The following is a 14,041-nucleotide window of genomic DNA, read 5'->3' as shown; positions in this document are numbered from 1 at the left end:
CGTGTCGTGTTGAACGACCGGCTGCTGGGAACGGCGGCGCTGGTGTTCGCCGCCGTGATGGTGTGGCAGGGCTACGGGCTCGAGGCGCCTTTCGCCTACGAGCCGGTGGGTCCGCGCGCCTTTCCCATGCTGCTGTCGCTGGTCATCGGCCTGTGCGGCCTGTGGCTGGCCGCCCGGGGTGGCAATCCGGTCGAACCGGTGGCGGCCGGCGTCAAGGGACGCGTCGTCGCCGTGTCGGTGGCGCTGGCCGCCTACGCCTTCCTGTTCCAGTGGCTGGGCATCGTCCTGGCCACCTTCCTCATGAGCCTGCCGGTGGGCCGCGCGTTCGGCGGATCGTGGCTCAAGACGGGCATCACCGGGCTGGCCCTGGGCGTGGCCGTGTTCCTGCTGTTCGACAAGGTGCTGGACGTGGTGCTGCCCACCGGCCTGCTGGGAGGCCTGCTGTGAACGATATCTTCGGCCACCTGGCCACCGGTTTCTCGGTCGCGCTGACGCCGCTCAACCTGCTCATCGCGGCCATCGGCTCCTTCATCGGCACCATCGTGGGCGTGCTGCCCGGCCTGGGGCCCATCAACGGCGTGGCCATCCTGATGCCGCTGGCCTTCGCGATGCAACTGCCGCCGGAAAGCTCGCTGATCCTGCTGGCTGCGGTCTATATCGGCTGCGAATACGGCGGGCGCATCAGTTCCATCCTGATCAACGTGCCGGGCGAGGCCTCGGCCATCATGACGGCGCTGGACGGCTACCCCATGGCCCGCCAGGGCAAGGCCGGCGTGGCCCTGTCGATCTCGGCCTGGAGCTCCTTCGTCGGATCGGCCGTGGCCACCATCGGCATCGCCATTGCGGCTCCGCTGCTGGCCCGGTGGGCGCTGGCCTTCGGGCCGGCGGAGTACTTCGCGCTGATGGTGTTCGCCTTCTGCTGCCTAGCCGGCCTGATGGGCGAGCAACCCGTCAAGGCGCTGCTGGCGGCAGCGGTGGGCCTGGCCCTGTCCACGGTGGGCATAGACGAGAACTCGGGCATCTATCGCTATACCTTCGATTCGCTGCACCTGAGCGACGGCATCCAGTTCGTGGTGGTGGTGATCGGCCTGTTCTCCGTCAGCGAGATGCTGTTGCTGCTGGAACAGTCGGTCACGGGCAACGTCGCGGTCAAGCCGACCGGGCGCACGCTGTTCAACATGCGGGAACTGGCGATGACCTGGTGGGGCACGGTGCGCGGCTCGCTGATCGGCTTCGTGGTGGGCGTGCTGCCGGGCGCGGGCGCCACCGTGGCCTCGGCCATGGCCTACTCGACCGAGAAGCGCCTGGTCGAGCAGTCCGATCCGGAAGGCGCGCATTTCGGCAAGGGCGACATCCGCGGCCTGGCATCGCCCGAGGCGGCCAACAACGCGTCGGCCACGGGTTCGTTCGTGCCCATGCTGACGCTGGGCGTGCCGGGATCGGGCACCACGGCGGTGATGATGGGCGTGCTGGCGCTCTACAACATCACGCCCGGGCCCGCGCTGTTCGAGCAGCGTCCCGAGATCGTCTGGGGCCTGATCGCGTCGCTGTTCATCGGCAACGTCATGCTGTTGGCGATGAACATCCCCATGGTGGGCGTGTTCGCGCGCATGCTGTCGGTGCCGACCTGGGCGCTGGTGCCGTTCATCGTGACCGTGAGCGCGATCGGCGTGTACTCGGTGCACGCGACCACCTTCGACCTCGTGATGATGGTGGCGCTGGGCGTGGTGGGCTATCTGCTGCGCAAGATGTCGGTGCCGATGGCCCCGCTCATACTGGGACTGGTGCTGGGCAACATGATGGAGCAGAACCTGCGCCGGGCGCTTTCCATCACCAACGGCGACACGGCCATCCTGTGGGAAAGCCCCGTCAGCATCGGCCTGTGGCTGTGCGCGGCGGCCGTGCTGGTCGTGCCGGTCACCATGCGCATGCTGGCGCGGCGCCGCGCGGGCGCAACCGAACCCGCCGCGTCGGCCTAGGCGGCCCGAGCATGCGGGCCTTGCGCCCGCATGCCGCTTCAGACCCGCTTGAGGCGCTCCAGCGCCGCGTCCAGCGTGCTGTCCTTCTTGGCGAAGCAGAAGCGCACCAGTTGCCGGTTCGAGGCCGGCGCGTCCGGATCGGCATGGAAGGCCGCGATGGGGATGACCGCCACGCCGTGCTCGGTGGTCAGCCAGCGCGCGAATTCGCTTTCGGGCGCGTCCGATATCGCGCTGTAGTCGGCCAGCAGGAAATAAGTGCCCGGGCAGGGCAGGGTGCGAAAGCGCGTCTGCTTCAGGCCCGCTTCCAGGCGATCGCGCTTGGCCTGGTAGAAGGCGGGCAGCTCGAGGTAATGCCGGGGGTCTTCCAGGAACGTGGACAGCGCGTACTGCATGGGGGTCGAGACCGCGAACACCATGAACTGGTGGATCTTGCGGAATTCCGCGGACAGGGCGGCGGGCGCGCAGCAATAGCCTATCTTCCAGCCGGTGGTGTGGAAGGTCTTGCCGAACGACGAGACCAGGAAGCTGCGGGCCGCCAGCGCCGGCCGGCGCGCGATGGACGCATGCCGGCGGCCGTCGAACACGATGTGCTCGTAGACCTCGTCCGAGATCAGCACGACGCCCGTGTCGGCCAGGATGCGCTCCAGCTCGTCCAGGTCGCTCTCGTCCAGCACGGCGCCGGTGGGGTTGTGCGGGAAATTGATCACGAGGGCGCGGGTGCGCGGCGTGATGGCGCGCCGGACCGCGTCCCAGTCAGGCCGGTAGCCGGGGACCTCGGGCGTGGGCGCGAGCAACTGCACCGCCACCGGTACGGCCCCCGCCAGGCGTATGGCCGGCACGTAGGAGTCGTAGTTGGGCTCCAGCACGATGACCTCGTCGCCCGCGCCGGCCACCGCCAGGATGGCGGTCATCAGGGCCTGGGTGGCACCGCTGGTGACGGTGATTTCCGTTTCGGGATCGTAGGCCGCGCCGTACAGCGCCCGCGTCTTGGCGGCGATGGCGGCGCGCAGCGCCGGGATTCCCGGCATGGGGGCGTACTGGTTGTGGCCCGCGGCCATGGCGGCGTCGACCTGCGCCAGCAGGCCCGCGTCGGGATCGAAATCGGGAAAGCCCTGGCCCAGGTTGATGGCGCGGGTTTCCGTTGCCAGCCGGCTCATGACCGTAAAGATGGTGACGCCGACGTCCGGCAGTTTGGAATTAATCATCAGCTTGCTTGGGCCTTGGATGTACCATTCGTCTTCATCGAAGCAGTCTACCTCCACGCGTCCATCGGCGGCCACGCCCGCCTTGCTTCCTTCCCCATGCCTGCCCGTCTACTGCTAGGTTTCGCCATCGCGCTTTGCGGCTCGCTGATAGCGGTCGCGCTTCACACTCCGCTGCCCTGGATGCTGGGCGCGCTGATCGCCACGGCGGCGACCAAGATCGCCGGAGTGCGGTCCCGGAGCCGCACCGAGCTGCGCTACGCCGGACAATGGGTGATAGGCGTGGGCCTGGGCCTGTATTTCACGCCCATGGTGGTCGACGAGATCGCGAGCAATCTGCTGCCGCTGCTGCTGGGAGCCGTATTCTCGGTCGCCGCGGGGTTGGCCGGCGCATGGTTCCTGCAGCGTGCCGGCGGCGTGGAATTCAGCACGGCCTATTTTTCTTCCACCATAGGCGGCGCGGCGGAAATGGCCAACCTGTCCGACCGCTACGGCGGCAAGGTGGCGCTGGTCGCGTCGGCGCACAGCCTGCGCATCCTGCTGGTCGTCGTCCTGGTGCCGCTGGCTTTCCGCATGTCGGGCGTGACCGGCAGCGGTCTGTTCGCGCCCGCCATGACCGCGGTGGATCCCGCCGGACTGGCGGCGATGTTCGCGCTGGGCGCCGGCGGTGCGCTGCTGGCCCAGCGGCTTCACGTACCCAATGCCTGGGTGCTGGGACCCATGGCGGTCACCATCCTGCTGACGGCCAACGACATGGCCCTGTCGGCAATGCCCACGTTCATGCTGAACGCCGCGCAACTGCTCATAGGGTGGTCGCTGGGCGACCGCTATACCCCCGATTTCTTCCGTACCGCCCCGCGCTTCATGGGATTGATCCTGGCCTATACCCTGGTCGTGATCGTGCTTTCGGTAGGCCTGAGCCTGCTCCTGGCCCCACCCAGCGGCATCGCGCTGCCCACCCTGATTCTCGGGCTGGCGCCCGGCGGCATCGCCGAGATGTGCATCACCGCCAAGGTGCTGCAATTGGGGGTGCCGCTGGTGACGGCATTCCAGGTGTTCCGGCTGGCCTTCGTGCTGCTGATCACGCCGCCGCTCTACCGTGGTTTGCTCATGCGTTTTCCGGCGTTGCGCGACTGATTTCGGCGTCCGTTCCCGGGCCGTTCGAGCCTGTTGCGTGGCGTGTACATCGCATTTGCGATATGCCTGCTAAATGTTATTGATTCGCAAAGTACACGCGGGTATGCTGCCATTCGCAGTTGAATTCAAGCAGCACGCAAGTCCCGTCTGCCATTTGCGGATGTCCGCCATTACCGCATATCAGTTCGTGTCGGCGTTCTTGGTTCCATTGCATTGTTTATTGATTAGAGGACGCCGAACATGGCACAGAAGGGCAAGGTCAAATGGTTTAACGCGGACAAGGGTTTCGGCTTCATCACGCCGGATGCCGGTGGTCCCGATGTGTTCGCTCACTTTTCCGCCATCGTCGGCCGCGGCTACCGCAGCCTGGCCGAAGGGCAGGAAGTCGAGTACGAAGTCAAGGACGGCCCCAAGGGTCCCCAGGCTTCCGACATCAAGCCGCTGTAATCAGCCGCTCATGCGCGGGGCGGCCGCGCCGCCCCGCTTACCCATCCCGCTCCCCAGCGGGGTGGGCTTATTTTTTCTAAAGTATTTGATCCCCCCTACGCCCTTCGGGCGCCCCCCAGGGGGCGATGCGGGTGGACCGGCGGAGCCGGATCCACCGCATCCTGGGTCTGGTCGGGTTGTCTCGGTGCGGAGCACCGCATGCTTGCTTTGATCCAGGGCGCCGCGGATCCGGCTTTGCCGGTCCGCCAGCGCCGCCCCCTTGAGGGGGCCCGCGCAAGCGGGTAGGGGGTGGGCTTTCCTGGCCCGCGCAAGCGGGCAGGGGTGGGCTTTCCTACGGGGTGACCAGATTAGCGGGTTTCCCCGCCGCCCAAGCCAATATGTTCTCGAACGCAACCTTGAAATACAGGTTGTAGCTGTTGATCTCCACGAAACCGATATGCGGCGTGCAGATGACGTTCTCCATCCGTAGCAGCGGATGTCCCTGCAGGATGGGTTCGCTTTCGAAGACGTCGATGGCTGCCAGCCCCGGCCGGCCCCGGTTCAGGGCCAGGACCAGCGCGTCGGGTTCCACCAGCTCCGCCCGCGAGGTGTTCACGAACAGCGCCTCGGGCCCCATGCGCTGCAGGTCGGCCAGCGTGACGATGCCGCGGGTTTCCTCGCTCAGTTTCAGCAGCATGCACAGCACGTCGCTGCCTTCGAACAGCGCTTCCTTGCTGTCCGCCGTTTCCAGGCCATCGGCCCGCGCCCGCTCCAGGGTCGATTCCCGGCCCCATACCGTGACCTTCATGCCGAAGGCCTTGCCGTAGCCGGCGACGATCTTGCCGATCTTGCCGTAGCCGAACAGGCCCAATCGGCCTCCGTGCAAGGTCCGGCCCAGGCCGAAATTGGCCGGCATCGACGACGCTTTCATGCCGGATTGCTGCCAAGCCCCATGCTTGAGGTTTGCCGCATATTGAGGAATTCGCCTCATCGCGCTCATAATGAGCGCCCACGTCAGTTCTGCCGGTGCGACAGGCGAGCCGATTCCCTGGGCGACGGCGATCCCGCGCTCGGCGCAGGCTTCCACGTCGATGTGCGACCCGACGCGCCCCGTCTGGGAAATCAGCTTCAACTGAGGCAGTTTGTCCAGCAGGGCACGGGTGATGGGCGTACGTTCACGGATCAATACCAGTGTTTCCGTGTCGCGCAGCCGGACGGCCAATTGGCCCAGCCCCTTGACCGTGTTGTTGTAGACCTTGACTTCGTGGCCATCGAGCAGACTGAAGCAGTCCAGCTTGCGTACCGCGTCTTGATAGTCGTCCAGAATCGTTATGCGCATGGGCTTTCCTTCGATCAGTCGCGATGGTAGTCCAATTGGTCTTGTGAGCGATAGCTGCCAACGGTAACGGACCCTTTCTTCCTGGAAACTTTTGGTGGAAAGGGGTGGGGTATATTAAGTTAAAGTCCAGCCGGGCCAATCGATGCCCGGCTCATTATTTACATCATGATCAGGCGCCCCAGCGTCGAGGAGAATGTCACCAATGAACGCCGTGCCCAAAACATCGGTTCCCAAACAACTTTCGGCGGTGGATGCTCCTGACTGGGTACGTCACGAACGATTGAAGGCCTGGGTGGCCGAAGTCGCGGCGCTGGCGCAGCCCGATCGCATCGAATGGTGCGACGGTTCGCAGGAAGAATACGACCGCCTGTGCGAACAGATGGTCCAGGCCGGCACGCTGCGCCGCTTGAACCCCGCCAAGCGTCCCAATTCCTATCTGGCCTGGTCCGATCCGTCCGACGTCGCCCGTGTCGAAGACCGCACCTTCATCTGTTCCGAGCGCAAGGAAGATGCCGGTCCCACCAACAACTGGGTGGATCCGGCGGAAATGCGCGCCACGCTGGACGGGCTGTTCGCCGGCTCCATGCGCGGCCGCACCATGTACGTCATTCCGTTCTCGATGGGGCCGCTGGGCTCGCCCATCGCGCAGATCGGCGTCGAACTGTCCGACTCGCCCTACGTCGTGGCCAACATGCGCATCATGACCCGCATGGGCCGCAAGGTCTATGACGTGCTGGGCACCGACGGCGTGTTCGTGCCCTGCGTCCATACCGTGGGCAAGCCGCTTGCCCAGGGCGAGGCCGACGTGGCCTGGCCCTGCAACGAAACCAAGTACATCGTGCACTATCCCGAGACCCGCGAGATCTGGTCCTTCGGTTCGGGCTACGGCGGCAACGCGCTGCTGGGCAAGAAGTGCCTGGCACTGCGCATCGCCTCCAAGATGGGGCGCGACCAGGGCTGGCTGGCCGAGCACATGCTCATCCTGGGCGTCACCTCGCCCGAGGGCAAGAAGATGCACGTCGGCGCGGCCTTCCCCTCGGCCTGCGGCAAGACCAACTTCGCGATGCTGATCCCCCCGGCGTCGCTGCCGGGCTGGAAGGTCACCACCATCGGCGACGACATCGCCTGGATCAAGCCCGGTCCCGATGGCAAGCTGCGCGCCATCAACCCCGAAGCCGGCTACTTCGGCGTCGCGCCGGGCACGAACGAGAAGACCAACTTCAACTGCATGGCGACGCTGCGCGAGAACGTCATCTTCACCAATGTCGCGCTGACCGACGACGGCGACATCTGGTGGGAAGGCATGAGCGAGCCGCCTGCCCACTGCATCGACTGGCAGGGCCAGGACTGGACCCCGGAGATCGGCAAGACCACGGGCCGCAAGGCGGCGCATCCGAATGCCCGCTTCACCGTCGCCGCCGACCAGAACCCGGCCATCGACTCCGAGTGGGACAACCCCGCAGGCGTGACCATCGACGCCTTCGTGTTCGGCGGCCGCCGCTCCACCACGGTGCCGCTGGTGACCGAGGCCCGCAACTGGGTCGAAGGCGTGTACATGGCCGCCACCATGGGTTCGGAAACCACCGCCGCCGCCACCGGCAAGCAGGGCGTGGTGCGCCGCGACCCCTTCGCCATGCTGCCGTTCTGCGGCTACAACATGAGCGATTACTTCAGCCACTGGCTGCAGCTGGGTGCCAAGCTCGAATCGGCCGGCGTACGCCTGCCTGCCATCTTCTGCGTCAACTGGTTCCGTACGGACGAGAACGGCAAATTCGTCTGGCCCGGCTTCGGCGAGAACATGCGCGTGCTGAAGTGGATGCTCGAGCGCATCGATGGCAAGGCACAGGGCGTGGACCACGTGTTCGGCGTGACGCCTTCCTACGGCGATCTGACCTGGGACGGCCTGAACTTCACCCGCGAACAGTTCGATCGCATCACCGCCATCGACACGCAAGCGTGGAAGGAGGAATTGCGCCTGCATGATGAATTGTTCGAACTGCTCAAGCATGGGCTGCCGAACGAACTGGTGGAAGTCAAGGAGCGCCTGAGCAAGCGCCTGCAAGGCTGATCCGGCGCTTGCCGCGTGGCGCGCGAGCGCCCCGGCCGGCGATGAAAATGGCCCCCACGCTTGCCGCTACGCGGAAGCGTGGGGGCCATTTTTCATGATCTTTCCGCTTCCTGTTGCGGTCCCTTGCGAAGCGACGGCCCTGGTTACAGCGCGGCGGGGGATCATCGAAAACGGCTCGTAGACCGGCCATGTCCCAAGGAGAAACTCGTCGCTCGGGAGAAGCGCATGCCTATCAGGTACACCCTTAGATTGATCGCCATGGCCTTGGCCCTGGGCTTGATGAGCCCGGCGGGTGCCTTGGCGCGCAACATCATCGATACGGCCCAGACGGCCGGGATGTTCAGTTCGTGGATCAACGCGGTACGCGAGGCGGGATTGGAGCAGACCTTGAAAGGGCAGCCCTATACCGTGTTCGCGCCGTCCGACGAAGCCTTTGCCAAGCTGCCCTCCGCGCAGCGCGAGGCGTTGCGGAACAAGGATACGCTGGTGCAAATGGTCAAGCTGCACATGGTGGCCGGCAAGGTCCGCCTGAAGGATGCCAAGGAAGGCACGCAGATCAAGACCGAAGGCGGCAAGACCTTGACGGTCCATCGCAAGGATCGCCGCCTGCTGTTGTCGGACGCGGAGGTGCTGGAGCCGGACGTCGAGGTCGACAACGGCTATATCAATGTGCTGGATGCCGTCTTGCTTCCCTGATTCCGTGTAGTGGCCGTTGGCCGGATTCGTCGTGCTATTAAGATACATGATTGAATCTTGTAAATGATTGCATATCGTGGCAAATAGCATGACTTGTCTTGTATTTGTGCATGGATAGTCCTTGCGAGGATAATGGCGCCTCTTCCATAACAAGCGCCTTGCCGCAGGCTGCCACCCATGACTATCCAGCCCTCGCCCGAGGAAGAAGAAGCCGCCGCGTCCGTCGACGACATGGAAATTCACCGGCAGGACGGCCTGCTCGCGCCCAAGGTCGCTGCGCTCAGCAAGTCGCTTTCGCGCGCCTCCCAGCTGCAGGCTCGCATGCAGTTCGGGTTTTCTCAGGTGGAGTGGCAGGTGGTCACGCTGCTTGCCACGACCCAGCCTGCCTCGATACGCAAGCTGGCCTACATCGCCATGGTCGATGCGGCACAGATCAGCCGGGCCATCGGGGTCCTGACCCGTCAGGGGCAGATTGAAAGGGGAGTCTCTGAACGGGATAGCCGGCAGGCCGAACTGAGGCTGAGCCCGCGGGGAATGGAGGTGGCCGTGACCTTGCGGCGCCTGGCTCGCCAGCGCAATGATCGGCTCTTGAGTGGGTACTCGCCCGAGCGGATAGCGGGTTTGTTCGAGATGCTGGATGTGTTGATCGCTCGGGCCATGCGTGAAGAGACGGACAGCGGCGACGGCACCGGCACCGGCAGGGAAGAATGAGAGGAAGGATTCACGTGGTGTACTGCCGCCGGAAAAGAAGTCCCAATCGCTAGCGGCATTGGGTCAGCATCGCTGCGATTCCCTCAGTTTTGCCCTGTCACGTATTGCCTCCTTGTAGCCATGACAGCACGCGTGGCTAGATCCGCATAGGACTTTTCCCGAGGAGGGTAGGGAGATACATCGGTATCGGCCTGGGATTGGAGAAACATCGACAGCCGGGCAGCCTGCAATATCGGCGCGGTCGCAGGCAACGACCTACCCGTACCACTGCTGTTTTCCGCCGGCGCCGTATTCCCCCGAGCCAAAGAATGCACAAGCAACCGCTGCAATGTTTCACGTGGAACATCGGCACGCTGCTCGGGTGGGTTCACACCCAATCCGTCGAGCTGTTCATCGCGAGCATCCCGCTCGCCATAACTTCACATCAGTTGCCACGCCGCGCTGCCACAATGTACGTCATGAACGGCTTGCCTCGTAGCCAGTGTTTCACGTGAAACACTATGGAGCGGCTTGTCCAGGGTAATGCTCGCGTTGGCAGGGCGGGAATCCTATAATCCCAAGTTACCGTGGCGTTTTCTCTCCAGACCCGGACATCTCCCTGGCCACGAAGGCTGCCAGGTCGCCAGGCCAAGCTTGGCTTTTTGCGGATCCCACCATGCTGTATCCAACCGAATTTGATGTAATTGTTGTAGGCGGCGGCCATGCCGGTACGGAGGCCGCCTTGGCGGCCGCACGCGCTGGCTGCAAGACGCTGCTGCTCACGCATAACATCGAGACCCTGGGGCAGATGTCCTGCAACCCCTCCATAGGCGGGATAGGCAAGGGCCATCTGGTAAAGGAAGTCGATGCGCTGGGCGGGGCCATGGCCCTGGCTACCGACGAAGCAGGGATCCAATTCCGCATCCTGAATGCGTCCAAAGGGCCTGCGGTGCGGGCCACGCGGGCCCAGGCGGACCGTGTGCTCTACCGTAAAGCCATCCGCCATCGCCTGGAAAATCAGCCCAATCTCTGGCTGTTTCAGCAGGCAGTCGATGACTTGATGCTGGAAGGGGATAAGGTAGTTGGCGCGGTCACCCAGATCGGCCTGCGCTTCCGTGCGCGGGCGGTGGTGTTGACCGCTGGCACCTTCCTGAATGGGTTGGTTCACGTGGGACTGCAAAACTACTCGGCAGGCCGGGCGGGTGATCCGCCCGCCATTTCGCTGGGCAAACGCCTGCAGGAACTCAAGCTGGGACAAGGCCGCCTGAAGACCGGTACGCCGCCCCGTATCGACGGCCGTTCCATCGACTTCAGCGTGCTGGAGGAGCAGCCCGGCGACCTGGATCCGGTACCGGTGTTCTCCTATCTGGGCGATGCCTCCATGCATCCGCGCCAACTGCCGTGCTGGATCACGCACACGAATGCGCGCACGCACGAGATCATTCGCGGCGGCCTGGACCGTTCGCCCATGTACACAGGCGTTATCGAAGGGGTGGGGCCGCGCTATTGCCCGTCGATCGAAGACAAGATCCACCGCTTCGCCGACAAGGCCTCGCACCAGGTTTTCCTGGAACCGGAAGGGCTGACGACCCACGAGTTCTACCCGAACGGGGTGTCGACCAGCCTGCCTTTCGATGTGCAGCTGGACCTGATCCATTCGCTGCCCGGGCTGGAAAATGCCCATATCCTGCGGCCCGGCTACGCCATCGAGTATGACTATTTCGATCCACGTGGACTGAAAACGTCGCTGGAGACCCGCGCCATATCGGGGCTGTTCTTCGCCGGACAGATCAACGGCACGACAGGCTACGAGGAAGCAGCCGCGCAAGGACTGCTGGCGGGCATCAATGCCGCCCTGAAGGTGAAGGGCGAGGAAGCCTGGGTGCCGCGCCGCGACCAGGCCTACTTGGGCGTGCTGGCCGACGACCTGGTGACGCGCGGGGTGACCGAGCCCTATCGCATGTTTACGTCGCGAGCCGAATATCGCCTGAGCCTGCGCGAGGACAACGCCGATTGGCGCCTGACGGAAACCGGCCGCCGGCTCGGACTGGTGGACGATGTGCGGTGGGATGCTTTCAACCGCAAGCGGGACGCGGTGGCGAGCGAGGTCGAGCGCCTGCGTTCCACGTGGATCAATCCCCGGATTTTCCCGGCCCACGCGGCCGAGCCGCTATTGGGCAAGGCGATCGAGCGTGAGTACACACTATTCGACTTGCTCAAGCGCCCCAACGTTTCCTATGATGCGCTTATGCAAGCGAAGAACGCGGACGAGGAATTGCTGGCGGGTCCGGGCGTAACCGACCAGATCGTTGCCGAACAGGTCGAGATCCAGGTCAAATACGCGGGCTACATCGCGCGCCAGCAGAACGAGATCGACAAGCAGGCCGGGCACGAGAACCAGCGTATACCCGACGACATCGACTACGACTCGGTACGCAGCCTGTCCTTCGAAGTCCGCCAGAAGCTCAAGACTCATCGGCCGCAAACCATCGGCCAGGCTGCCCGTATCTCGGGCATTACGCCTGCCGCCATCTCGCTCCTGCTGATACACCTGAAGCGCCGGCAATACGGACGGCTGGATGCCGATTCCGCCGCCGACGCCAACCGGGCGGCATGAGCGTGTCCCACGGCCATTCGACAACCATACGCCTTCTCCTGGGAGAAAAGCCGCGCCACGACGAGACGGGAGGCTCGTCGGCATCGATGCGCGGCTTGCGGGGAAGCGCGTCCGCTTCCCCGGCAAGGGGAGCTCCCGGCCGCCGGAGGGTCGTCCCATGAACATGTCCCGGAAACCGATCCCGATGCAGGAACCTTTCAATGGCGCGGTATTCGCCGCCCAGCTCGAGTCGGACTGCGCGGCGTTGCGCCTGCCGCTCGATCACGCGCGCATCGACCTGCTGCTGAACTACCTGGCGCAGATGCTGCGCTGGAATCGCACCTACAACCTCACGGCCATACGAGAGCCGGAGCAGATGCTTTTGCATCACATAACGGACAGCCTGGCGGTGGTGCCGGAGCTGGCCCAGCGGCTTGCGGGCCAGCCGGCCAGCATCCTGGATGTGGGCTCGGGCGGAGGATTGCCCGGCGTGGTCCTGGCCATCTGCCGTCCGGAGTGGCAGGTGCGCTGCGTGGACGCGGTGGAAAAGAAGACCGCGTTCATCAAGCACGTGGCCGGGGTGCTGCGGCTGTCCAACCTGGAGGCGACGCACGCCCGGGTCGAGGAGCTGGAACCCGCCGAGTGCGACATCGTCGTCTCGCGTGCGTTCGCGTCGCTGCACGATTTCGCCGCGCTGGCCGGGCGCCACGTCAAGCCTGGGGGACGGTTGGCCGCCATGAAGGGCCATCCGCCCGAAGACGAGATGCAGGCGCTGAAGGACCAGGGAGCATGGCAGGTGGAAGGCGTCACGACGCTTTATGTGCCAAGATTGTCCGCCCGCCGCTGCCTGGTCTGGATGGACCGCGTCGAGGGCGGGGCAAACGAGGGTTAGCAGAACGCGGCGCCGGCCACCGGCGCGTCAGATTCACCCATAATCAGGTTGTATTCGATGTCTTCCAATTCCAGCATGGTCAACGAGGCGGCACCGTCCGGAGAAGAAGCCGGCGAGCTGGAGGCGATCAGCGGCGCCGAGCCGCTGGCCGCCAAGCGCACCGCCCGCATCTTCTGCATCGCGAACCAGAAGGGCGGGGTCGGCAAGACCACCACCGCGGTCAATCTGGCGGCGGCCCTGGTGGCCCAGGAGCAGCGCGTGCTGCTGGTCGATCTCGATCCGCAGGGCAACGCCACCATGGGCAGCGGCATCGACAAGCGCGAGCTGCAGGCCACGCTCTACGAGGTCCTGATCGGCGAAGCCAGCATCGCCGAGGCCGCGAAGGCATCCGAGAGCGGCTATGACGTCCTGCCCTCCAACCGCGAACTGGCGGGCGCCGAGATCGACCTGGTGGAGCTCGAAGAGCGCGAGCGGCAGCTCAAGCATGCCATCGCCGCCGTGGCCGACCGCTATGACTTCGTGCTGATCGACTGCCCGCCCACCTTGTCGCTGCTGACGCTCAACGGCCTGGCCGCCGCGCATGGCGTGATCATTCCCATGCAGTGCGAGTACTTCGCGCTGGAAGGGCTGTCGGATCTCGTCAACACCATCAAACGGGTCCACGCCAACCTGAATCCCGACCTGCGCGTGATCGGCCTCCTGCGCGTGATGTTCGATCCGCGCGTGACCTTGCAGCAGCAGGTGTCGGCGCAGCTCGAGAGCCACTTCGGCGACAAGGTATTCAAGAGCATCATCCCGCGCAACGTCAGGCTGGCCGAGGCGCCCAGCTATGGCCTGCCGGGCGTGGTTTTCGACCCCGCGTCCAAGGGGGCGCAGGCCTACGTGGCCTTCGGGGCGGAAATGATAGAGCGTATGAAGACGCTATAGCTTTGGGGAAGCACATCATGGAAATGAAAGCAGGATCTAAGGGTGTGAAGAAACCCAAAGGACTCGGACGCGGACTGGACGCGCTGCTG

Annotated in this window: 12 protein-coding genes; 10 read left to right on the top strand and 2 right to left on the bottom strand. The window is 64.8% G+C overall.

Features of this window, described 5'->3' with window-relative positions; genetic code table 11:
* The first annotated feature begins 9 nt into the window (after nt 1–9).
* Both R4823_RS27960 and R4823_RS27955 read left to right on the top strand, forming a co-directional pair.
* Nucleotides 10–447 (top strand): tripartite tricarboxylate transporter TctB family protein, encoded by a 438-nt coding sequence (locus tag R4823_RS27960; RefSeq protein ID WP_087840488.1) that lies wholly within the window; start codon nt 10–12, stop codon nt 445–447.
* Nucleotides 444–1,979 carry a tripartite tricarboxylate transporter permease gene (locus R4823_RS27955; RefSeq protein ID WP_087840423.1) on the top strand — a complete coding sequence of 512 codons (1,536 nt, stop codon included), beginning with the start codon at nt 444–446 and terminating at the stop codon, nt 1,977–1,979. Before R4823_RS27960 ends, R4823_RS27955 begins: the two co-directional genes overlap by 4 nt.
* A 38-nt stretch (nt 1,980–2,017) precedes the next feature.
* On the opposite strand, the gene R4823_RS27950 is transcribed toward R4823_RS27955, so the two are convergent.
* Nucleotides 2,018–3,184, bottom strand: coding sequence for a methionine aminotransferase (locus R4823_RS27950; protein WP_132980152.1), 1,167 nt, complete (start codon nt 3,182–3,184; stop codon nt 2,018–2,020).
* Nucleotides 3,185–3,280: 96 nt separating this feature from the next.
* Between R4823_RS27950 and R4823_RS27945 the strand changes: the two genes are divergently transcribed.
* Together R4823_RS27945 and R4823_RS27940 are read left to right on the top strand one after the other, a co-directional pair.
* A complete protein-coding gene (locus R4823_RS27945) occupies nt 3,281–4,318 on the top strand; it encodes an AbrB family transcriptional regulator (protein WP_087840421.1) in 1,038 nt (345 codons plus the stop codon).
* A gap of 240 nt (nt 4,319–4,558) precedes the next feature.
* Nucleotides 4,559–4,765 (top strand): cold-shock protein, encoded by a 207-nt coding sequence (locus R4823_RS27940; RefSeq protein WP_087840420.1) that lies wholly within the window; start codon nt 4,559–4,561, stop codon nt 4,763–4,765.
* A gap of 331 nt (nt 4,766–5,096) precedes the next feature.
* Here R4823_RS27940 and R4823_RS27935 read toward each other — a convergent pair whose 3' ends face one another.
* Entirely contained in the window at nt 5,097–6,083 is a 987-nt protein-coding gene (locus R4823_RS27935) for a D-2-hydroxyacid dehydrogenase family protein (RefSeq protein ID WP_087840416.1), read from the bottom strand.
* 202 nt (nt 6,084–6,285) lie between these two features.
* On the opposite strand from R4823_RS27935, the gene R4823_RS27930 reads away from it, so the two are divergent.
* The 6 genes from R4823_RS27930 (at nt 6,286) to R4823_RS27905 (ending at nt 13,952) form a co-directional block, all read left to right on the top strand.
* Complete coding sequence (locus tag R4823_RS27930; RefSeq protein WP_087840414.1) at nt 6,286–8,151, top strand: phosphoenolpyruvate carboxykinase (GTP); 1,866 nt, start codon at nt 6,286–6,288, stop codon at nt 8,149–8,151.
* A gap of 225 nt (nt 8,152–8,376) precedes the next feature.
* On the top strand, nt 8,377–8,847 hold the full coding sequence (locus tag R4823_RS27925; RefSeq protein ID WP_087840412.1) for a fasciclin domain-containing protein: 471 nt from the start codon (nt 8,377–8,379) through the stop codon (nt 8,845–8,847).
* Between the two features lie 177 nt (nt 8,848–9,024).
* The gene (locus tag R4823_RS27920; RefSeq protein ID WP_338616923.1) at nt 9,025–9,558 is read left to right on the top strand and encodes a hypothetical protein; all 534 of its coding nucleotides are present in this window, start codon (nt 9,025–9,027) and stop codon (nt 9,556–9,558) included.
* Between the two features lie 655 nt (nt 9,559–10,213).
* Nucleotides 10,214–12,154, top strand: a complete 1,941-nt coding sequence (gene mnmG / locus R4823_RS27915) for a tRNA uridine-5-carboxymethylaminomethyl(34) synthesis enzyme MnmG (protein WP_338616922.1) — start codon at nt 10,214–10,216, stop codon at nt 12,152–12,154.
* 184 nt (nt 12,155–12,338) lie between these two features.
* On the top strand, nt 12,339–13,025 hold the full coding sequence (gene rsmG, locus R4823_RS27910; protein WP_087840407.1) for a 16S rRNA (guanine(527)-N(7))-methyltransferase RsmG: 687 nt from the start codon (nt 12,339–12,341) through the stop codon (nt 13,023–13,025).
* A gap of 57 nt (nt 13,026–13,082) precedes the next feature.
* Nucleotides 13,083–13,952 carry an AAA family ATPase gene (locus tag R4823_RS27905; protein ID WP_279816985.1) on the top strand — a complete coding sequence of 290 codons (870 nt, stop codon included), beginning with the start codon at nt 13,083–13,085 and terminating at the stop codon, nt 13,950–13,952.
* The last annotated feature ends 89 nt before the right edge of the window (nt 13,953–14,041 follow it).

Origin of the sequence: Pigmentiphaga sp. CHJ604 (genome assembly GCF_036972535.1) — a bacterium.
In the GTDB taxonomy this organism is placed as follows: domain Bacteria; phylum Pseudomonadota; class Gammaproteobacteria; order Burkholderiales; family Burkholderiaceae_B; genus Pigmentiphaga; species Pigmentiphaga daeguensis.
Note: the sequence above shows the minus strand (reverse complement) of the source record. Positions and strands in the feature narration are given on the sequence as shown.